This is a genomic window from Pseudonocardia oceani (genome assembly GCF_019263585.2).
GTDB lineage: Bacteria > Actinomycetota > Actinomycetes > Mycobacteriales > Pseudonocardiaceae > Pseudonocardia > Pseudonocardia oceani.
Genome location: NZ_JADQDF010000001.1, coordinates 3831074 through 3850972, shown reverse-complemented (window position 1 = coordinate 3850972; position 19899 = coordinate 3831074). Strand labels below are relative to the sequence as shown.

Here is a 19899-nt window from a genome sequence, read left to right as displayed (position 1 = left end):
TAGTGGTCAGCCGGTGACGACCTCGATCCCGCCCGCGGCCCGCTCGACGAGCGCGTCGAGGGCGGCGGCGGCCGTAGTCTCGGCCGCGATCGGGGTGGTCTTGTTGGTGCCGTGGTAGTCGCTCGACCCCGTGGTGAGCAGGCCGTGGCGGCCCGCCAGGTCGCGCAGCAGGTCGCGGTCGTCGGGGCCGTGGTCGGGGTGGTCGACCTCGACGCCGGCGAGGCCCTTCGCGGCCAGGTCCACCAGCACCGACGGCTCGATGACGCGGCCGCGCTTGCGCGCCAGCGGGTGCGCGAACACCGCCGCTCCCCCGGCGGCCCGGATCATCTCGACCGCGGTCTCCACCGGGGTGTCCTGCTTCGGGACGTAGAACGGGCTGCCCGTGTAGAGGAGCTTCGCGAAGGCCTCGTTCACGCTCTCGACCACGCCCGCGGCCACCAGCGCGCGGGCGAGGTGGGGGCGCCCGGCGCTCGCGCCGTCGGGCAGGTAGGCGAAGACCGTGTCGACGTCGACGGGGTAGCCGGCGTCGGCCATCTTCCCGATCATGCCGACGAGCCGGTGGTGGCGCGCCTCGCGCAGCCGCTGCTGCTCCTCCGCGATCGCCGGGTGCTCCGGGTCGAACAGGTACCCGAGCAGGTGCACCGCGACCTCGTCCGGGTCCTCGGGCGTGTCCGGGCGGCCGGTGGGGCTGACGCAGGAGAACTCGGCACCGCGCACGAGCCGCATCCCGGACGGGAGCGCGGCGACGGCCTCGGCCCAGCCGCCCGTCGTGTCGTGGTCGGTGATCGCCAGGACGTCGACGCCCGCGGCGGCGGCCGTGGCCACCAGCTCCGCGGGCGCGTCGGTGCCGTCCGAGGCGGTGGAGTGGGTGTGCAGGTCGATCCGCGGGGGGCTGGCCACGCCGCGAGGCTATCCCGCGGTCACTTGCCCGCGGTCACTTGCGCCAGCGCGGCCGCGCGAGCATGCCCGTGGCACGCGTCTTGCCCTTCTCCCCGAACACCAGCTCGGAGAGCGCCTCGTAGATCTCCTCGGGGCGCGGCATGTAGTCGATGCGGTTGAGCGCCTGGATCTGGCCCGCCGACTCGACGATCATCGTGCCGTAACCGAACATCCGTCCGCCCAGCGTGCGCTGGAACGTCAGGTCGGTGACCTTGCTCAGCGGCATCATCTTGACGTTGTGCACGATGATGCCCTCGGCCAGCATCACGCGCTTGTCGGTGATCACGATGCGCTCGATCCACCACAGGATCGTCAGCACCGTGAACCGCAGGACGGCGACGAGCCCGAGGTAGAACGTGACGTTGTCGGCGATCACGGAGCCGAACGACGGCGACACGTCGGTGGTGTTGGGCTCGATCCACAGCTGGACGATCACCAGCAGCAGCAGGAACAGCGCGGTCTCGGTGAGGTGCCGGATCATCACCGCCCAGTGCTGGCGCACGCGGATGACCCGCCGCTCCGTCGGGAGCAGGTACTCGTCGATCTCCCGGGGGGCGAGCATCGCCTACACGAGCTCGGTGAAGAACGTGACGATCGAGTTGGCCGCGTTCGAGAGGATGCCGCCGATGTTCTGCACGGAGTTGGCGGCGCTGCCCGGCTGGGTGATCACGAAGAAGATCAGCAACGCGATCGCGAGCAGCCCGACGATCTTCCTGACGTTCACCCGTACCACCGTTCCGAGACGAGGATGGAAACCGCTTCCGTCCTGATTCTTACAGCACCCACGGGGTACAGGGTATCCGGCACGCGGGCCGATACGGTGCCGATCTGTGACCCGGTGTGACGAAACGACTCCGTGCGTGGGAGGCCTCGCCTACGACGCCTCCGGGCGCCTGCTGCTCGTCCTGCGGGCCAATGATCCTGGTCGCGGGCGGTGGTCCGTGCCGGGCGGGCGCGTCGAGGCCGGGGAGGACGACGCGGCCGCCGTGATCAGGGAGATGCGCGAGGAGACCGGGTTGGACGTACGGCCGGGTCGCCTGATCGGGCGAGTGGAGCGGGGGCCGTACACGATCGCCGACTACGCCTGCGCGGTCGTCGGCGGGACGCTGCGCGCCGGGGACGACGCACTCGACGCCCGGTGGTGCGCCGCCGCCGACCTCGCCGCGCTCCCCCTCGTCGACGGGCTCGTGGAGACGCTCGCGACGTGGGGGGCGCTGCCGGAGTAGGAGCGCGACCTAGACGAGTAAGTCCGAATGCGATCAGTGGTCGTAGGCGGTCAGGGAGCGGGTGATCGGTTGGCCGGTGGCCCGGTTGTGCCAGATCGCGGCGGTCAGGGCGAGGAGGCGTTGTCCGATCCGGGCGCCGACCCCGTCGATGGTGCGTCCGCCATGTAGTTCCAGGTCGAGCTGTCCTTTGAGGGTGTCGAAGATCGATTCGACGAGTTGGCGGACGGGTTTGAGCAGATGCTCGGCTGGATGCGGGGTGCGGTTGCGGTAGGACGGTCGCAGTAGTGCAATACCGCGTTCGGCGAGGTAGGTGTCGAGTTCGCGGGACACGTAGCCCTTGTCGGCGATGATGGTGAGTCCGGGCCGGTCGGCGGTCAGAGTGTGGTCGTGGTCCAGTGCGGCAATGAGCACCTGGCGTTCGTCGATCTTGGGGTCGGCCAGGGCCCAGGTGATAGGCAGCCCGGACGGGGTGGCGATCAGGTGCAGGCGCAGTCCCCAGAAGAACCGTGAGTGCGAGGCGCAGTAGCTGTAGCCGGCCCAGCCGGCGAGGTTGGAGCGCTTGACCGTGGGGCGGGAACGGGCGCACTCGACCGGGGTGGAGTCCACGACCCAGACCGGGTCGGCCCATAGATCGGTGTCGGTGGCCAGTACCCGGATCAGCTGTTTGATCAGGGGCAACGCCGCGCGTAGACGCTTGTTGTAGCCCGACTGGCCGGGCAGGTAGGGGAACGCGCCGGGCAGGTGTGTGGGCACGAACCGCAGCCACCGGGCCTCGGACCGCACGCCGAGCAGGACCTGGGCGACGGCGAGGGTGAGCAGTTCGGCGTCGGAGAGTTTCGGTGGTCTCCCGGTGCGGGTGCGGCGCCCGAGATAGTCATCGATCTTGACGTAAAGTGCGGTCAGGAGGGTGTTGAGGTTGGTCGTCACACACTGACCTTCAACACCCTCCGTCCACCTTCGTGGGTGCCACGCCGTTAGGACTTACTCGTCTAGACCTGCGGGACCGGGCGGCCCGCCTGCTCGCCGCCGCGGGCGTCGCCGTAGGACTTCTTGGGGATCATCACCTTGCGCCGGAACGTGCACACGACGGTGCCGTCCTGCTTGTAGCCCCGGGTCTCGACGTACACGACGCCGCGGTCGTCCTTCGACTTCGACTCGGTCTTGTCCAGCACCTCGGTCTCGCCGTAGATGGTGTCGCCGTGGAACGTCGGCTTCGTGTGCTTGAGCGACTCCACCTCGAGGTTGGCGATCGCCTTGCCCGACACGTCCGGGACGCTCATCCCGAGCAGCAGCGAGTAGATGTAGTTGCCCACCACCACGTTCTTGCCGAACTCGGTGGTCTCCTCGGCGAAGTGCGCGTCGAGGTGCAGCGGGTGGTGGTTCATCGTGATGAGGCAGAACAGGTGGTCGTCGTACTCGGTGACCGTCTTCCCGGGCCAGTGCTTGTAGACCGCACCGACCTCGAACTCCTCGTAGTACCGCCCGAACTGCAACGTCAACGCCTCCTCAGCCGATGAACTGCCTGGAGGAGTAATCTAGTCAACGGCCCGCAGCCGTGCGGGTCGTGATCGACACACGTCAGGAGGTGAGCGCGGTGCCGACGGCACCCGGATGCAGTAGTCGCCGCGCTCCCGACCGACCGGCCCGCTAGGGGCCCCCTCCCGGTTCGGGGCGCGATTCCCGTGCGTTCCGAACCCCGCAGGAGGTACCCCGTGCCGCCGCTGTCCTCGATCCGCCCCGCCATCCGTGCGGCCTCGCGCATCACCACGCGCGTCTCCGAGCCGCTGCTGCCCAAGCTGCGCGTCCCGGTCTCCGCCTACGTCGTCGACTGCGCCGTGTACGTCGACGGCGAGCGCCTGCCCGGGCGCTGGACCCACGACGGCGCCCTCGCCGAGGTGCGCCGCCGCGAGGAGGGCTTCGTCTGGATCGGGCTGCACGAGCCCGACGAGGACCAGATCACCGGCATCGCCGACGTGTTCGGCCTGCACGAGCTCGCCGTCGAGGACGCGGTGCACGCGCACCAGCGCCCCAAGGTCGAGCGCTACGACGACATGCTGTTCATGGTCCTCAAGACCGTCTGCTACGTCGGGCACGCCGAGCCCACCACGGCCAACGAGATCGTCGAGACCGGCGAGGTCATGGCGTTCCTGGGGCACGACTTCATCGTCACGGTCCGGCACGGCAACCACTCCGGCCTGCGCGACGTCCGCCGCAAGCTGGAGGCCGACCCCGAGCAGCTCTGCCTCGGGCCCTCGGCGGTCCTGCACTCCATCGCCGACCACGTCGTCGACTCCTACCTCGACGTCACCGCGGCCATCGAGAACGACATCGACGAGATGGAGGCCGAGGTCTTCACGCCCCGGTCCCCCATGGACGCCGAGCAGATCTACGTCATGAAGCGCGAGGTGCTGGAGCTGCGGCGCGCCGTCGTGCCGCTGGCCACGCCGCTGCGCAAGCTGACCGAGGGCTACAGCGCGCTGATCCCGCACGACGTGCGCTCCTACTTCCGCGACGTCGACGACCACCTCGTCACCGTCGTGGAGCGGGTCGCGGGCTTCAACGAGCTCCTGACCACCCTCGTCGACGCCTCGCTGGCGAAGATCACCATGCAGCAGAACAACGACATGCGGAAGATCACTTCGTACGCCGCGCTCATCACCGTCCCCACGATGATCGCCGGCATCTACGGGATGAACTTCGAGTACATGCCCGAGCTGCAGTCCCCGATCGGCTACCCGGCGGTGCTGCTGACGATCGTCGCGATCTGCGCGTACCTGTTCCGGCAGTTCCGCCGCAACCACTGGCTGTAGCGCGCGGTCGCCCAGCGTCACCAGCCGTGTGACGCGGGACGGGTCGGCGCGCCGTCGCGGGACGACCGTCCTAGCCTGTGCAGGGTGAACGACCGGCAGATGAACCCACTGCGGCTGCTGAGCCGCCCGGCCTGGGCCGAGCAGGTCCCCACCTGGGCCGACGCCAAGCCGGGGATCATCCGGGCCGCCCTCGCGCGGGCCCAGGCGCGGCCCTCCGGTGGCTGGTTCGTCGTCGCCGCGAGCCGCGAGGTCACCCGGGGGACGACGTACGGGCGGGTCGTCGGCGGGCGCGAGGTCGTGCTCTGGCGCGACGACGCCGGCACCCTGCACGCCGGGCCGGGCGCCTGCCCGCACCTGGGCGCCGCGCTCTGCGACACCCCCGTGCACGAGGGCCGGGTCGTCTGCCGCTGGCACGGGCTCGCGCTCGGACCGGAGGGCCGGCCGGGCTGGCGCACGTTCCCCGCCCACGACGACGGCGTGCTCGCCTGGGTGCGGCTGGAGGCCGCGGACGAGGTCGTCACCGACGCGCCGATCCTGGGCCCGCGCCCCGACCCGGGGCGCAGCCTGCCCGCCGTCGCCACCGTGGTGGGCCGCTGCGAGCCCGAGGACGTGCTGGCCAACCGGCTCGACCCGTGGCACGGGGCGTGGTTCCACCCGTACTCGTTCGCCAACCTGCGCGTGGTGTCGGCGCCGCCGATGGAGTGCACCGAGGCCGAGGACCGGTTCCTCGTCGAGGTCACCTTCACCCTGGGCCGGCGCCTCGGCGTGCCGGTGAAGGCCGCGTTCACCTGCCCCGATCCCCGCACGATCACGATGGAGATCGTCGACGGCGAGGGCACGGGCAGCGTCGTGGAGACCCATGCGCCGCCCCTGCGCCCCGGCCTCGACGGCCTCCCCCGCACCGCGGTGATCGAGGCCGTCGTCGCGCACTCCGACCGCCCCGGCTTCGAGCACTCCCGCAAGGTCGCGGCGGCCCTGCGGCCGATGATCGCGGTGGCGGCCAAGCGGCTGTGGCGCGACGACCTCGACTACGCCGAGCGCCGCTACGCCCTGCGCACCACCTGACCGCGCCCCCACTCGGCTGCGCACCCACCCTCGGCACCCCCAACAGCTCCCAGCAGCCCGCACCGGGTGACAGTGGAGTGGCTTTACTGCCACTGGGCGCCAGTAAAGCCACTCCACTGTCACGAGAGGGCGGGGCGGGGCGGGGCGGGCGCGGCCGTCCTACTTCGTCAGGTCCAGGCCCTCGGGCGGGGTGGGGGCGTCGGGGTCGGCGCCCAGCGGCACGCCGGGGCTGCGACCCAGGAACGTGTGCACGATGTGCTGCTGCCAGCCGGGCATCGTCTGGACCCGCACGTCCTCGAACCCCACGGCCGTCATGCGGCCGGTGAAGGCGTCGACGCCGTCGAAGTCGAGCACGCTGCGCCACAGGTAGCGGTACAGGTCGGCGGAGCCGGTGCGGATACGGCCCATCGGGATGATGACGCTCCAGCAGACCGCGGTCCACACCGCGCGGCTGCGGGGCGAGTCGGCCACCGAGTACTCGTGCACCGCGAGCGGGGCGCCGGGCTTGAGCATCCCGCGGTAGCGGCGCAGGGCGGCGTTGCGGTCGGTGAGGTTGCGCAGCAGGTACGCGGCGAGGATGCCGTCGTAGGGGCCGGCGAACTTGGCCGGGTCGAGCTCCTCGGCGTTGCCGTGCACGAACCGCACCGTCGACGGCCAGGTCTTGCGCCGGGCCTGCGCCAGCATCTCCACCGAGGCGTCGACGGCGGTGATCTCGGCCTGCGGCGCGACCTCGAGCAGCGCGGCGGTGGACGCGCCGGTGCCGCAGCCGAGGTCGAGCAGGCGCAGACCGGCCCCGCCGCCGGGCAGCCCCATCCGCTTCGCGGACAGGCGCAGGTGCTCGTGGTAGCCGGGGTTGGCGCCGACGAGCTTGTCGTAGGTGCGCGCGTGCACGTCGAACGACCGCGACACGTTGCCTGCGTCGATGCGGCCGGGCTGCTGGGGACTCACGAGACCGGATCCTCCCGCACGCGGCGGGCGGGCACCCGTCGGGGATGCCCGCCCCCACGCTCATGTCGTCTGCGTGGGACCCATCGCGAGCTTGGCCAACAGCTCGCGCGCCTTCTCCGCGTTGCGCGGCTGGCACAGCACGTCGTAGCGCCCGGCGACCATCTGGCTCGCCGAGGTGAAGTCGCGCCGGCCGCGCGTGGCGCCGTAGCCGACCGCGGCGAAGACGAGACCGAACACGATGCCGCTGGCCAGGCCGACCAGGATCGGGCCGAACCCACCGCCCTCGTTGCCGCTGAACAGGCTGAGCAGCAGGCCGACGAACAGACCGAACCACGCACCGGACGCGGCGCCCGACATGAGCACGCGGCCCCAGGTCAGCCGGCCGATCACGCGCTCGACGAGCATCAGGTCGACCCCGACGATCGTGACGTCGCGGACCGGGAAGTCGGAGTCGGCCAGGTGGTCGACGGCGCGCTGCGCCTCCTCGTAGGTGGCATAGGAGCCGACCGGCCAGCCGGTGGGCGGGGTCGGCAGGTTGGGCAGGCCGGGCGCGGTGCGCGCGGGCCCGCCGAACGGTGTGCTCACGGGGGCCTCCTCAGTGCGGACGGGGACATGTCCACATCATGCCAACGCGTCGACCTGCACCGTAGTGCCGGAGGGCGGCGGGTCTCACACCCGTCTGCACTGTCCGGTTTCGTACGGCTCGGCGAACGGCGGCGCGCCCCTCACGACAAGCCGAAGACCACCGGTGTTCTCCACCAGCGCCTTCGACCTGTGCCGGCACTGCAAGGGAAGCGGGCGGCGGATGCGCCTCGCCGCCCGCGCGTTCCCGCGCAACGACGACGTGAGGTGGCTCAGCGCAGCTTGTACTCCTTCAGCAGCCCGCGGCTTATGATCGTCTTCTGGATCTCCGACGTGCCCTCGCCGATGAGCAGGAACGGGGCCTCGCGCATGAGGCGCTCGATCTCGTACTCCTTGGAGTAGCCGTAGCCGCCGTGGATGCGGAACGACTCCTGGGTGACCTCGGCGCAGTACTCGCTGGCGATCAGCTTGGCCATGCCCGACTCGACGTCGAACCGCTCGCCGGAGTCCTTCAGGCGCGCGGCGTTGACCATCATCAGGTGCGCGGCCTCGACCTTGGTGGCCATCTCCGCGAGCTTGAACGCGATGGCCTGGTGCTCGGCGATCGGCTTGCCGAAGGTGGAGCGCTGCTGGGCGTAGGAGACGGCCAGCTCGAACGCGCGGATCGAGATGCCGCACGCGCGGGCCGCGACGTTGACGCGGCCGACCTCGACGCCGTCCATCATCTGCGCGAAGCCGCCGCCGCGCTTGCCGCCCAGGATCCGGTCGGCGGGCACGCGGTGGCCCTTGAACACCATCTCGGTGGTGTCGACGCCCTTGTAGCCCATCTTGTCGATCTTGCCCGGGATGATCAGACCGGGTGCGACCTCGCCGTAGCCGACCGGCTTCTCCACCAGGAAGCAGGTGAGGTTCTGGTAGGGCTTGGGCTGCCCCTCGTCGGTCTTGACCAGCACCGCGGTCAGCGTGGAGGTGCCGCCGTTGGTCAGCCACATCTTCGCGCCGTCGATGACGAAGTCCCCGTCATCGCCCGAGCCGTCCTGCACGGCCCTGGTCTTGATCGCCGCGACGTCCGAGCCGAGGTCGGGCTCCGACATCGAGAACGAGCCGCGGGTCTCCCCCAGCGCCATCGCGGGGAGGTACTTCGCCTTCTGCTCCGGCGTGCCGTGGTGGGTGATCATGTGCGCCACGATGAAGTGGGTGTTGATCACGCCGGAGACGCTCATCCAGCCGCGGGCGATCTGCTCGACGACCAGCGCGTAGGTCAGCAGCGACTCGCCGAGCCCGCCGAACTCCTCGGGGATGGTGAGCCCGAACAGGCCCATCTCCTTCATCCCGTCGACGATGTCCTGCGGGTACGCGTCGGCGTGCTCCAGGGCGGTGGCGTGCGGGATGATCTCCTTGTCCACGAACGTCTTGACCGTGGACAGGATCTCCTGCTGGATCTCGGTGAGACCGGCGGTCTGGGCGAGCCGGGCCATGGGGTGCCTCCTGGCTGACGTCACGGCCGCCGGGAGGGGAAGGTCCCGGCGCTGGGTACTGGCTGGTAAGTATCCCGTGCGGCCGCCGGGATCGCCGACGCCTGTGAACCTTCCCACCACTCCCGGTGGTCAGGGCCTCGACCACCGGGAACCGGCGGTCAGGACTCGGGCGCGGTCCAGCGGTCGGTGCGCTCCATGCCGGCGGCGCGGCCCTTGCCCGCGATCACGAGCGCCATCTTGCGGCTGGCCTCGTCGATCATCTCGTCGCCGATCATGGCCGAGCCCTTCTTGCCGCCGGCCTCGGAGGTGAAGTACTCGTAGGCGTCGAGGATGTTCTCGGCGTGGTCGTAGTCCTCCTGCAGCGGGCTGAAGGTCTCGTTGGCGGCGTCGATCTGGCCGGGGTGCAGCACCCACTTGCCGTCGAAGCCCAGCGCGGCGGAGCGCCCGGCCACGCGGGAGAACGCGTCGACGTCGCGGATCTGCAGGAACGGGCCGTCGATGGCCTGCTTGTCGTGCGCGCGGGCCGCCATGAGGATGCTCATGAGGATGTGGTGGTAGGCGTCGCCCACGTCGTAGCCGGGGGGCTGCTCGCCGACCACGAGGCTCTTCATGTTGATCGAGGCCATGAAGTCGGCCGGGCCGAAGATGATGGTCTCGACGCGCGGGCTCGCCGTGGCGATCTCGTTGACGTTGATCAGTCCCAGCGCGTTCTCGATCTGCGCCTCGATGCCGATCTTCCCGACCTCGTAGCCCATCGTCTTCTCGATCTGGGTGAGGAGCAGGTCCAGGGCGACGACCTGCTGGGGCGTCTGCACCTTGGGCAGCATGATCGCGTCGAGGTTGGCGCCGGCGCCCTCGACGACCTCGGTGACGTCGCGGTAGGTCCACTCGGTCGTCCAGTCGTTCACCCGGACGACGCGGATCTTCTCGCCCCAGCCGCCCTCGTTGAGCGCCTCGACGATCGTCGTGCGGGCACCGGGCTTGGCGAGCGGGGCGCACGCGTCCTCGAGGTCCAGGAAGACCTGGTCGGAGTTCAGCGTGCGGGCCTTGTCGATGAACTTCTGGCTCGAGCCGGGCACCGCCAGGCAGGACCGGCGGGGGCGCAGCTGGCTGGTGGTCATCGGTGGGACTCCTCGTCGACGTCGGCGCGGTGGACCCCGGGATGCTGGCACGACCGGCGCCCCCGGGCCCGCCGGGGTGACCGTTTTCTCACCCCGTCGGGGCCCGTCGGACGGGTTGCCCGCACGGAGTGCTCAGACGGGAGGCAGGGCCACGAGCTCGCCGCGGGCCACGGCCGTGACGGTGCCCCACACCGACGTGCGCACGGCGGTGCCGGCGTCGGCGTGCACCAGCACCCCCAGCGTCGACGGGCGCCCGATCTCCGCGCCCTGCGCCACGGTGAACCCGGTCTGGCCGTCGGCGGCCAGCACGCCGCGGTCGACCAGGAGCACCGCCAGCGCGACGGCGGCCGAGCCGGTGGCCGGGTCCTCCGACACGCCGACGTCGGGGGCGAACATCCGCGCGTGCGCCGCGGAGGCGGCGGCGTCGAAGGACACCACCGTCAGCCCGACGAGGCCCTCGGTGCAGGCGCGCACGGCCGCGGGGTCGGGCACGGCCCGCGCCACGGCGTCCGGCGCGACCACCACGAACGCGTACGGCACCCCCGCGCCGGCGACGCCCGCCGGCACGGCGTCGACGACGTCGGCCGGGGAGAGCCCGACCGCGGCGGCCAGCACCGCGCCGTCCAGCGCCGGCCCGACCTCCGACGCCCCGCCGGTGACCTGCGCGCCGTAGTCGTCGACGCGGACCGGCAGCAGCCCCGCCCCGCACTCCTGCACGACGTCGCCGGTGGAGATCAGGCCGTCGCGGGCCAGCACCCACGCCGTCCCGACGCTCGGGTGCCCGGCGAAGGGCAGCTCACGGCCGGGCGTGAAGATCCGCAGCCGGTAGTCGGCGTCGGCGGTGGGCGGCAGCGGGAACGCGGTCTCCGACAGGTGGAACTCGGCGGCGATCGCCTGCATCTGCCCGGTGCTGAGCTCGTGGCCCCCGTGCACCACGGCGAGCGGGTTGCCGGCGTAGGCGCGGTCGGTGAACACGTCGACGACGTCGTAGCGGAGCACGGGAGCGACCCTAGAACCCTAGGCTGCGCGCCATGGCATCCGACCGCGTCTTCGTCGCACGGCTGGTCGGCCTCGAGGTGTTCGGGCCGGACGGCGAACGGATCGGCCGCGTCCGCGACGTGCTGGTCACCGTCCGGGTCGACGCCAGCCCGCCGCGGGTGCTGGGCGTCGTGGTCGAGATGGTCACCCGGCGGCGGATCTTCGTGCCGATGCTGCGGGTCACGAGCATCGACCCGAGCGCGGTCACGCTCGCCACCGGGTCGGTGAGCCTGCGCGGGTTCTCCCAGCGCCCCAACGAGACGCTCGTGGTCGGCCAGCTGCTCGACGCGCCGGTCACGATCGTCGACGGCGGGGTGCCCGCCGTCGTCGTCGACGCCGCCATCGAGCCGACGCGCTCGCGCGACTGGGTGGTCGGGCGCCTGGCCGTGCGCGCCCGCCGCCACGGCCTGACCCGGCGCGGGCAGGTGCAGGAGCTGCCGTGGTCGGCGGTCACCGGGCTCTCGCTCACCGACCGGCAGGGCACCGCGGGGCTGCTGTCGGTGCTGGAGACGATGCGACCCGCCGACGTCGCCGCCACGCTGTCGGAGCTGCCCGAGAAGCGCCAGCACGAGGTCGTCGACGCCCTCGACGACGAGCGCCTCGCCGACGTGTTCGAGGAGATGTCGGACTCCGACCAGCGCGCGCTGCTCGCCCACCTCGACGTCGAGCGCGCCGCCGACGTGCTGGAGGCGATGAGCCCCGACGACGCCGCCGACCTCCTCGGCGACCTCCCCACCGCCGAGTCCGACGCCCTGCTCGCGCTCATGCAGCCCGGCGACTCCGCCCCGGTGCGTCGCCTGATGAGCTACTCCTCCGACACCGCGGGCGGTCTGATGACACCCGAACCGGTGATCCTGCGCCCGGACGCGACCGTGGCCGAGGCGCTGGCCCGCATCCGCAACCCCGACCTCCCCGTCGCCCTGGCCAGCATGGTGTTCGTGTGCCGCGCGCCCTCGGAGACGCCGACCGGGCGCTACCTGGGCTGCGCGCACGTGCAGCGACTGCTGCGGGAGGCGCCCTTCGAGCTGGTGGCGGGCGTCGTCGACACGGGGCTGGCGCGCCTGTCACCCGGCGCGACGCTCGGCGAGATCGCGCGGTACTTCGCGGCGTACAACCTCGTCGCCGGTCCCGTCGTCGACGACGAGGACCACCTGCTCGGGGCCGTCACCGTCGACGACGTGCTCGACCACCTGCTGCCGACGGACTGGCGCGACCGGTTCACCGACGAGGCCGCACCCGACCCGACCCCGGAGGCCGCAGGTGCCTGAGATCACGACGCGCCGCCGGCTCGACCGGCCCGGCCGCCGCCGCTTCGAGCTCGACCCCGACAGCTTCGCCCGCATCTCCGAGCGCATCGCGCGGTTCCTGGGCACCGGGCGGTTCCTGGCGATCCAGACCGTCATCGTCATCGTGTGGATCGCGATCAACCTGGTGGCGGTGTCGCTGCGCTGGGACCCCTACCCCTTCATCCTGCTCAACCTGGCCTTCTCCACCCAGGCCGCGTACGCCGCGCCGCTGATCCTGCTGGCCCAGAACCGCCAGGACGACCGCGACCGCGTGGCGCTCGACGAGGACCGCACCCGCGCCGAGCGCACGAAGGCCGACACCGAGTACCTCGCGCGCGAGCTCGCCGCGCTGCGCGTCGCTGTCGGCGAGGTCGCCACCCGCGACTACCTGCGCGGCGAGCTGGAGCGCCTGGGCGACCGGCTCCAGCCGAAGGGCTGACCCGGTCCGGAGCAGGCGCTCATTCCGCGAGCCGCCGGCTGATCCGCTCCAGCGCGCACAGGTCGTCCTCGTCGAGCCGGGCGACGAAGTGCCGCAGCACCCCGGCCAGGTGCGTCCGCGCGGCCACCCGCAGGCGGTGGAAACCGGCGTCGGTGAGCCCGGCGGCGACGCCCCGGCCGTCACCGGGCACCCGGGTGCGCGAGACGAGCCCGGCCCGCTCCATCCGGTCGACGAGCCGCGTGACGCCCGAGCGCGAGAGCAGCACGGCGTCGGCGAGCTCGGTCATCCGCAGCCGGCGGTCGGGCGCCTCGGCCAGCTGCACGAGCACGTCGTAGGCGGCCAGGGACAGGTCCTGCTCGGCGACGAGCTCGGCCTCCAGGACGCGGGTGATCCTCGCGTGGGCGCGCAGGAACGCCCGCCACGCACCGAGCTCGTCGACCGACGGCGCGCGGCGCCCGTCGGGCGGCGCTGTGTCGGGAGCATCACGGAGGGCCACGACGGAGCATCGTACGGTCGGCGGCCCGTTCCGCGCCGTCCACGTAGCATGGGAGGCGTGTCCACCTCCACCGGAACCACCACCGTCGAGCAGGCCGTCCGCGCCGCGCTCGCCACCGTCGAGGACCCGGAGATCCACAAGCCGATCACCGACCTGGGGATGGTCAAGGGGGTCGAGATCACTCCCGAGGGCCTCGCCCGCATCGGCGTGTACCTCACCGTCGCCGGCTGCCCCATGAAGGACACGATCACCACGCGCGTCACCGTGGCCGTCTCCCAGGTCCCGGGCGTCACCGGGGTCGAGGTCGACCTCGACGTCATGAGCGACGACCAGCGCGCCGAGCTGCGCCGCGGCCTGCGCGGCGACGCCGCCGAGCCGGTGATCCCCTTCGCGCAGCCCGGGTCGCTCACCCGCGTGTACTGCGTCGCGTCCGGCAAGGGCGGCGTCGGCAAGTCCTCGATCACCGTCAACCTCGCCGCCGCCATGGCCGCGCGCGGCCTCTCGGTGGGCGTCGTCGACGCCGACATCTACGGGCACTCGATCCCGCGGATGCTGGGCACGACCACCCTGCCCACCAAGGTCGACGACATGATCATGCCGCCGCAGGCGCACGACGTGAAGGTCATCTCGATCGGCATGTTCACGCCGGGCAACGAGGCCGTCGTGTGGCGCGGCCCAATGCTGCACCGCGCGCTGCAGCAGTTCCTGGCCGACGTCTTCTGGGGCGACCTCGACATCCTGCTGCTCGACCTCCCGCCGGGCACCGGCGACATCGCGATCTCCACCGCGCAGCTCATCCCCAACGCCGAGCTGCTCGTGGTCACCACGCCGCAGCAGGCGGCGGCGGAGGTCGCCGAGCGCGCCGGGTCGATCGCGCTGCAGACCAAGCAGCGCATCGCGGGCGTCGTCGAGAACATGTCGTGGATGGAGCTGCCCGACGGCACGCGCATGGAGGTGTTCGGCTCGGGCGGCGGCCAGACCGTCGCCGACTCGCTCACCCGCGCCATCGGCGCGCCGGTGCCGCTGCTCGGGCAGATCCCGCTGGAGACGGCGCTGCGCGAGTGCGGCGACGCCGGCACCCCGATCGTGCTCACGCACCCGGAGTCGGCCAGCGCGAAGGCGCTGTCGGCCGTGGCCGGCAAACTCACCACGCGGGCCCGCGGCCTCGCCGGCATGAGCCTGAACCTCACCCCGGTCAGCCGGTAGCGGGGTGGGGCGCGGGGCGCTCGCGGCGGCACTGCTCGCGGCGGCGCTGCTGGCCGGGTGCGGCGGCGGCGCGGCCACCGACGCCGCGCCCACGGCCGACGCGCCCGTGCCCACCACCGAGAGCGCCACGGCGTACCTGCTGGAGACCCCGGAGTTCTCCGTCGGCCTGCCCGGCGAGCCGACGCGCGACACCCAGGAGATCGCCGACCTGCCCGGCATCGCGGCCACGACCTACAGCGTCGCCCGGGAGACGTACGCCGTGGCCGTCGCCGTGATCGACTACCCGGCCGACCTGCAGCTGGGTGACCCCACCGCCGTGCTGGAGGGTGCCCGCGACGGCGCCGTGGGCAACGTGCCCGGCGGCGTGCTGCAGAGCTCCGCCCCGGCCACCGTCGACGGCCGGCCCGCGCTGGACCTCGTCGCCTCGGTGGGCCCGGACGGCACCTACCGCGCCCGGCTGGTCCTCGACGGCCAGCGGCTCTACCAGCTCATCACCGCGGGCTCCGAGGACCGGCCGGCCGAGCACGACGCGTTCGCCGCGTCGCTGCGCCTGCTGACCTGACCCGTACCGGCCCCTACTGCGCCGCGGCGCAGTGCCCTACTGCGCCGCGGCGCGCAGGGCCTCGGACCACAGGGCCACGCCCTCGTCGACCTGCTCGGCCGTGACGACCAGCGGCGGGATCATCCGGACGACGTTGCCGAACGGGCCGCAGGTCAGCAGCAGCAGGCCGCGCTCGGCGGCGGCGCCGTGCGCCCGGGTGGCCGCGGCGGCGTCGGGCGCGCCGTCGGCCGTCAGGAACTCGTTGCCGACCATGAGACCCAGCCCGCGGACGTCCGCGACGCCGGGGTGGTCGACGGCCGCCTTGCGCAGGCCCTCGAGCAGGCGCAGGCCCTGCTCCCCCGCGTTGGCCACGAGGTCCTCGTCCTGGATGACGTCGAGCGTGGCGAGCGCGGCCGCGCAGGCCACCGCGTTGCCGCCGTAGGTGCCGCCCTGGGAGCCGGGCAGCGCCTTGCTCATGATCGCCTCGGGCGCCGCGATCGCCGAGAGCGGGAAGCCCGAGGCGAGGCCCTTGGCGGTGATGAGGATGTCGGGCGTGAGGCCGTCGACGTGCTGGTGGCCCCAGAAGCGGCCGGTGCGGCCGTAGCCGGTCTGCACCTCGTCGGCGATGAGCAGGATGCCCATGCGCTCGGCGCGCTCGCGCAGGCCCTGCAGGAACGCGGCCGGCGTGGGGACGTAGCCGCCCTCGCCCAGGACCGGCTCGATGAGGAAGGCGGCGACGTCGCGGGCGGGCGCGGCCGTGACCAGGATCCGGTCGAGCTCCTTGAGGCAGAAGGCGACGGTCTCCTCCTCGCTCCAGCCGTAGCGGAACGCGTAGGGGAACGGAGCGAACGCGACCCCGCCCATCATCGGGCCGATGCCCGCGCGGATCTTCGCGCCGGACGTCGTGAGCGCGGCGGCGCCCATCGTGCGGCCGTGGAAGCCGCCGTCGAAGGCGATGATCGTCTGGCGGCCGGTGGCGTGGCGGGCCAGGCGGACCGACGCCTCGACGGCCTCGCTGCCGGAGTTGAGGAAGAAGACGCGGTCCATGCCGGCGGGCAGGACGTCGCCCAGGCGCTCGGTCAGGCGCAGCAGCGGCTGGTGCATGACCGTCGTGTACTGGCCGTGGATCAGCGTGGCGACCTGCTCCTGCGCCGCCGCGACGACCCGCGGGTGGCAGTGGCCGGTGCTCGTGACGCCGATGCCGGCGGTGAAGTCGAGGTGGCGGCGGCCGTCGGTGTCGTACAGGTAGGAACCCTCACCGCGCGCGACCTGCACGGGGGTCGCCTGCTGGAGGACGGGGGACAGCCGAGCCATGAGCACTCCCTGGTTGTCAGATTGTCGACAACCAGAGGGAAACACACCGGGGCGGGATGGGGCAAGGGCGTCAGGCGCGCAGGAACTCCGCGAGCACCGGGGCCAGCACGTCCTGGTCGACCTCGTGGCCCTGGCCGTCGAGGAACCGGACCCGCGCGCCGGGCACCGCGGCCGCGGCCTCCAGCACCAGCACCGCCCCCGAGGAGGTGGTGGTGTGCGCACCGAGGTGGGACTCCGCCCAGCGCCCCGACTCATCGCCGCACACCGGTTCCGTGTCCGGCACACCTGCTGCAGCCGGTGTGCAGCGCACAGGACCGGTGTGCGGCGCTCAGCGGGCGGCGGCGAAGGCGCGACGCAGGCGCTCGGCCACCTCCCCGAACCAGCGCAGGTCGTCCCACACCCAGCGGACCACCCGCAGCCCCTCGTCGCGGATGCGGTCCTCCCGCTGCTTCTCCGCGAACACGGCATCGCCCGCGTCCTGTCCCGGCCGCAGGTACTTCCCGTACTTCACGCGCCCGTCGAACTCGCCGACGACGCCGGGCCAGGCGAAGTCGACGCGCCCGAGCCACGCGTGCGACGCCGACACCTCCCACTGCAGGTCCGGCACCGGCAGCCCGGCCCGCAGGATCGCCACGCGGCTCCGCGACTCGCCGACGCTCTCGCTGCGGCCGTCGGCGAACCCCAGAGCCCTGCGGGCGGGCGGCGCACCGCGCCACCCCGACGTCCGGGCCAGCACGCGCCGCAGCGCCGCAGCATCGAGGAGCCGCCGGTGCAGCGCGGCGTCGGCCAGGACCACCGTCTGCTCGAACCCCTCCGTGCGCCCGATGTCGGCCAGCGTGCGCGCGACCGCGGTGACCAACCGGCCGTCGATCGACGTCACGTCCTCTGCGTCCAGCGGGGCGGTGTGCAGGTGCGCGGTCGGGGTGCGCCGCCCGCCGGTGCGCCGGTCGCGCGTGCGGTGCACTCGACCGAGCGGGAGACCCCAGACCGGGAGGCCGTGCAGCACGGCGGCCGAGACGTGGCTGATCACGGAGTCGTCGGCCCGCAGCGGTTCGCCCGACTCGATGCGCAGTGCGTGCGCGGCCGCGGCCGTGGTCAGGCGCGGGTCGTCGGCGGGGAGGTACCCGCCGCGCCCGACCGCCACCAGCTCGCCCGACTGCCGGCGCCGACGCAGCTCCGCGTCCGACCACCCCTCCGCCAGCAACCGGGCCCGGAGCAGCACGTGAGGCTCGTCCACGGGCGCAGGGTGCACGGCCGGCACCCCTCCGCGGGGCCGTTCGGGACGACACGCTCCGCCGCACACCGGTCTCGTACGCCGCACACCTCCTGCAACCGGTGTGCGGGCGACGGAACCGGTGTGTCGAGGCCGCGGCGGGCGCTGCGGCCGCACACGGCCCCGTCCTCAGGCCGGGAGGGCGGGGGCGGGTGGGGCCACCGCCACGGGCGCCAGGATCCGGTCCACCGCGTCGGCCATGTGGGCCTCCAGCGCCGCCGTGAGGCGGTCGCGGTCGCCGGCCCGTACGGCGTCGCACAGCTCGCGGTGCTCGGCGAGCAGGCCGTCGGGGGGTGGGGCGGTCTGCTGGAGCGCGGCGAGGCACATGCGGGTCTCGACGAGCAGGCCGTCGGCCATCCGCCGCAGCCGAGGACTCCCCGACGCCGCGACGAGCTCGGCGTGGAAGGCGTGGTCGGAGTCGGCGACGGCCACCGGGTCGCCCGAGGCCACGGCGGCGGCCATCGCGGCCACCGCGGTGTCGAGGCGGTCGGCGGCGGCGGCGCGGTCGCCCTCGAGCAGGAGCAGTCCCGCGGCCCGCTCGACCGAGGCCCGCGCGTGGTAGATGTCGCGCACGTCGGCCGCGCCGAGGTCGCGCACGAACAGCCCGCGGTGCCGCTCGCTGCGCAGCAGCCCCTCCGCGACGAGCCGCTGCATCGCCTCGCGCAGCGGCCCGCGGCTCACCCCGAGCCGGGCCGCCAGCTCCACCTCGCCGAGCTGGGTGCCCGGCGGGAACGTGCCGCGCATGATCGCCGTGCGGATTCGGTCGGCGACGATCGCGGCGGTCGACCGCCGCTCGACCGGCTCCATGTCCGAGAGGTCCACGGCTAGTCCCACCCGCCCCGGGCCTCCTCCGTCGCCCCTTCCATCCCCCGGCCCGCGAAGAGCCGGCCGAACCCGCTGCGCGGGCCGCCCGCCCCGGCCAGGCGCAGGCCCTGCCAGATGCTCACCTGGTTGGCCGTGAGCACCGGCTTGCCGACGCGGGCGTCGAGGGCGTCGAGCACGTCGACGGTGTGCAGCGCGGTGTCGGGCAGCAGCAGCGCCTGCGCGTCGGGGTGGTCGGCCGCGGCGGCGAAGGCCAGCACGTCGTCGGCGGGCAGCGTGCCCACCTCCGCCGCGGTGACGATCCCGCGCGCCGACAGCGACACCACCTCGACGCCGGCCCGCGCGAGGAACGCGACGAACCGCTCCGCGACGTCGTCGGGGTAGGTCGCCCCCACCGCGACGCGCGTGACGCCGAGGTGCGCGCACGCGTCGGCGAACGCGAAGGACGTGCTCGACGCCGGCACCCCCGCCGCCGCGCCCAGCGCCTCCACCTGCGCGGCGGCGCCGTCCCAGCCGAAGACGAAGCTGCCGCTGGTGCAGGCCCAGATGATCGCGTCCAGGGGGCCCGCCAGCTCCCGCGCCCCGGCGGCCAGCACGTCGTCGCCGCCGATGTCGAGCAGCGCGTCGACGCGGTGGGCGTCCTCGCGCATCTCGGTGTGGACGAGCGGGAGCCGCGGCCCGTCGAGCAGCTCCTCGGCGCGCGGGTAGTCGTCCTCGGCGGAGTAGCCGGGATAGAGGATGCCGACGGTGGTCACGCGCCCACCCGCTCGTAGACGAGGCGCTCGCCGACGCTGCCCGAGCGCCACACGTCGTGGCAGGCCTCGGCCATCACGTCGAGGCCCTCGACGATCGCGCCGAACACGTTGCCCGGTACCCAGCCCACGTCACCGTTGATGAGCAGGTTGTTGCGGCCGTAGAAGATCGCGAGGTCGATGCCGCCGGCCTCGCTGTCGATCCCCTGGTCGGCCTTGAACGCCTCGTCGAGGACGCCGCCGTGGAAGTCGAAGTAGCAGAGGTCGCCGGGGATCGGCGTGACGGTGGTGTTCTCGTGGCCGATGCGCGGGCCGAAGCGCGGCACGATCGTGTAGACCTCGTTGCGCGCGTACTTGGCGTGCTGGGCGGGCCCGGCGAGCGGCCCGTCGGCGAGCGCCTCCCACACGGCGGCGCTGGTGCGGGGGGCCTGCTTCTCGAGCAGTTCGGCGGTGCACGAGACGCCGCGGCGCTCGAGACTGATGCGCAGGAGCTTGGACAACGGAGATCACCTCGGGTCGGACGGGGAGATTGTTGACAATCATACGAACGCTTCCTAGCGTGT

At 72.8% G+C, this 19899-nt stretch carries 24 protein-coding genes; 7 read left to right on the top strand and 17 right to left on the bottom strand.

Annotated features, from left to right (window positions below; all coding sequences use genetic code 11):
* Window positions 1-6: 6 nt before the first annotated feature.
* From I4I82_RS19405 to I4I82_RS19395, 3 genes are read right to left on the bottom strand one after another with little or no spacing between them, the layout of a single operon-like run.
* A complete protein-coding gene (locus tag I4I82_RS19405) occupies window positions 7-900 on the bottom strand; it encodes a PHP domain-containing protein (RefSeq protein WP_218589607.1) in 894 nt (297 codons plus the stop codon).
* A gap of 34 nt (window positions 901-934) precedes the next feature.
* Window positions 935-1501 carry a PH domain-containing protein gene (locus tag I4I82_RS19400; protein WP_218589608.1) on the bottom strand — a complete coding sequence of 189 codons (567 nt, stop codon included), beginning with the start codon at window positions 1499-1501 and terminating at the stop codon, window positions 935-937.
* A 3-nt stretch (window positions 1502-1504) separates the two neighbouring features.
* Window positions 1505-1663: a hypothetical protein gene (locus tag I4I82_RS19395; protein ID WP_218589609.1), complete on the bottom strand. Its 159-nt coding sequence runs from the start codon at window positions 1661-1663 to the stop codon at window positions 1505-1507.
* A gap of 136 nt (window positions 1664-1799) precedes the next feature.
* Between I4I82_RS19395 and I4I82_RS19390 the strand changes: the two genes are divergently transcribed.
* Window positions 1800-2165 (top strand): NUDIX hydrolase, encoded by a 366-nt coding sequence (locus I4I82_RS19390; RefSeq protein ID WP_308112804.1) that lies wholly within the window; start codon window positions 1800-1802, stop codon window positions 2163-2165.
* A 33-nt stretch (window positions 2166-2198) separates the two neighbouring features.
* Here the strand turns inward: I4I82_RS19390 and I4I82_RS19385 are convergent, their stop codons facing one another.
* On the bottom strand, window positions 2199-3092 hold the full coding sequence (locus tag I4I82_RS19385) for an IS982 family transposase (protein ID WP_218595225.1): 894 nt from the start codon (window positions 3090-3092) through the stop codon (window positions 2199-2201).
* A gap of 62 nt (window positions 3093-3154) precedes the next feature.
* Window positions 3155-3664, bottom strand: coding sequence for a MaoC family dehydratase (locus I4I82_RS19380; protein WP_372481219.1), 510 nt, complete (start codon window positions 3662-3664; stop codon window positions 3155-3157).
* Window positions 3665-3907: 243 nt separating this feature from the next.
* Here I4I82_RS19380 and I4I82_RS19375 point away from each other — a divergent pair, with 243 nt between their 5' ends.
* Both I4I82_RS19375 and I4I82_RS19370 read left to right on the top strand, forming a co-directional pair.
* On the top strand, window positions 3908-4975 hold the full coding sequence (locus I4I82_RS19375; RefSeq protein ID WP_372451531.1) for a magnesium and cobalt transport protein CorA: 1068 nt from the start codon (window positions 3908-3910) through the stop codon (window positions 4973-4975).
* Between the two features lie 99 nt (window positions 4976-5074).
* Window positions 5075-6040, top strand: a complete 966-nt coding sequence (locus I4I82_RS19370) for a Rieske (2Fe-2S) protein (RefSeq protein ID WP_218596503.1) — start codon at window positions 5075-5077, stop codon at window positions 6038-6040.
* A gap of 159 nt (window positions 6041-6199) precedes the next feature.
* Here I4I82_RS19370 and I4I82_RS19365 read toward each other — a convergent pair whose 3' ends face one another.
* From I4I82_RS19365 to I4I82_RS19345, 5 genes are all read right to left on the bottom strand, one after another.
* Window positions 6200-6988, bottom strand: a complete 789-nt coding sequence (locus I4I82_RS19365) for a class I SAM-dependent methyltransferase (RefSeq protein ID WP_218595920.1) — start codon at window positions 6986-6988, stop codon at window positions 6200-6202.
* Between the two features lie 60 nt (window positions 6989-7048).
* Window positions 7049-7573, bottom strand: a complete 525-nt coding sequence (locus tag I4I82_RS19360) for a YflT domain-containing protein (protein ID WP_218592540.1) — start codon at window positions 7571-7573, stop codon at window positions 7049-7051.
* A gap of 269 nt (window positions 7574-7842) precedes the next feature.
* A complete protein-coding gene (locus I4I82_RS19355; protein WP_218592539.1) occupies window positions 7843-9048 on the bottom strand; it encodes an acyl-CoA dehydrogenase family protein in 1206 nt (401 codons plus the stop codon).
* Between the two features lie 158 nt (window positions 9049-9206).
* On the bottom strand, window positions 9207-10169 hold the full coding sequence (locus I4I82_RS19350) for an HpcH/HpaI aldolase/citrate lyase family protein (RefSeq protein WP_218592538.1): 963 nt from the start codon (window positions 10167-10169) through the stop codon (window positions 9207-9209).
* A gap of 132 nt (window positions 10170-10301) precedes the next feature.
* Window positions 10302-11168, bottom strand: coding sequence for a PhzF family phenazine biosynthesis protein (locus I4I82_RS19345; RefSeq protein WP_218592537.1), 867 nt, complete (start codon window positions 11166-11168; stop codon window positions 10302-10304).
* Between the two features lie 32 nt (window positions 11169-11200).
* On the opposite strand from I4I82_RS19345, the gene I4I82_RS19340 reads away from it, so the two are divergent.
* Together I4I82_RS19340 and I4I82_RS19335 are read left to right on the top strand one after the other, a co-directional pair.
* Window positions 11201-12475, top strand: a complete 1275-nt coding sequence (locus tag I4I82_RS19340; protein WP_218592536.1) for a magnesium transporter MgtE N-terminal domain-containing protein — start codon at window positions 11201-11203, stop codon at window positions 12473-12475.
* Window positions 12468-12932: a DUF1003 domain-containing protein gene (locus I4I82_RS19335; RefSeq protein WP_218592535.1), complete on the top strand. Its 465-nt coding sequence runs from the start codon at window positions 12468-12470 to the stop codon at window positions 12930-12932. Before I4I82_RS19340 ends, I4I82_RS19335 begins: the two co-directional genes overlap by 8 nt.
* 19 nt (window positions 12933-12951) lie before the next feature.
* On the opposite strand, the gene I4I82_RS19330 is transcribed toward I4I82_RS19335, so the two are convergent.
* Window positions 12952-13428, bottom strand: coding sequence for a MarR family winged helix-turn-helix transcriptional regulator (locus tag I4I82_RS19330; protein ID WP_218592534.1), 477 nt, complete (start codon window positions 13426-13428; stop codon window positions 12952-12954).
* Between the two features lie 57 nt (window positions 13429-13485).
* Here I4I82_RS19330 and I4I82_RS19325 point away from each other — a divergent pair, with 57 nt between their 5' ends.
* Both I4I82_RS19325 and I4I82_RS19320 read left to right on the top strand, forming a co-directional pair.
* Window positions 13486-14634: an Mrp/NBP35 family ATP-binding protein gene (locus tag I4I82_RS19325; protein ID WP_372451490.1), complete on the top strand. Its 1149-nt coding sequence runs from the start codon at window positions 13486-13488 to the stop codon at window positions 14632-14634.
* Window positions 14635-14638: 4 nt separating this feature from the next.
* The gene (locus I4I82_RS19320; RefSeq protein ID WP_218592532.1) at window positions 14639-15196 is read left to right on the top strand and encodes a hypothetical protein; all 558 of its coding nucleotides are present in this window, start codon (window positions 14639-14641) and stop codon (window positions 15194-15196) included.
* A 36-nt stretch (window positions 15197-15232) separates the two neighbouring features.
* Here the strand turns inward: I4I82_RS19320 and I4I82_RS19315 are convergent, their stop codons facing one another.
* The 6 genes from I4I82_RS19315 to I4I82_RS19290 form a co-directional block, all read right to left on the bottom strand.
* Window positions 15233-16489 carry an aspartate aminotransferase family protein gene (locus I4I82_RS19315; protein ID WP_218592531.1) on the bottom strand — a complete coding sequence of 419 codons (1257 nt, stop codon included), beginning with the start codon at window positions 16487-16489 and terminating at the stop codon, window positions 15233-15235.
* 70 nt (window positions 16490-16559) lie between these two features.
* Window positions 16560-16772 carry a hypothetical protein gene (locus tag I4I82_RS19310; RefSeq protein WP_218592530.1) on the bottom strand — a complete coding sequence of 71 codons (213 nt, stop codon included), beginning with the start codon at window positions 16770-16772 and terminating at the stop codon, window positions 16560-16562.
* Window positions 16773-16817: 45 nt separating this feature from the next.
* On the bottom strand, window positions 16818-17726 hold the full coding sequence (locus I4I82_RS19305; RefSeq protein WP_218592529.1) for a hypothetical protein: 909 nt from the start codon (window positions 17724-17726) through the stop codon (window positions 16818-16820).
* A 165-nt stretch (window positions 17727-17891) separates the two neighbouring features.
* Window positions 17892-18584: a GntR family transcriptional regulator gene (locus I4I82_RS19300; RefSeq protein WP_226370142.1), complete on the bottom strand. Its 693-nt coding sequence runs from the start codon at window positions 18582-18584 to the stop codon at window positions 17892-17894.
* A 2-nt stretch (window positions 18585-18586) separates the two neighbouring features.
* Complete coding sequence (locus I4I82_RS19295) at window positions 18587-19339, bottom strand: maleate cis-trans isomerase family protein (RefSeq protein WP_218595919.1); 753 nt, start codon at window positions 19337-19339, stop codon at window positions 18587-18589.
* Window positions 19336-19836 (bottom strand): DUF3830 family protein, encoded by a 501-nt coding sequence (locus tag I4I82_RS19290; RefSeq protein ID WP_218593999.1) that lies wholly within the window; start codon window positions 19834-19836, stop codon window positions 19336-19338. Before I4I82_RS19290 ends, I4I82_RS19295 begins: the two co-directional genes overlap by 4 nt.
* Window positions 19837-19899: the final 63 nt, after the last annotated feature.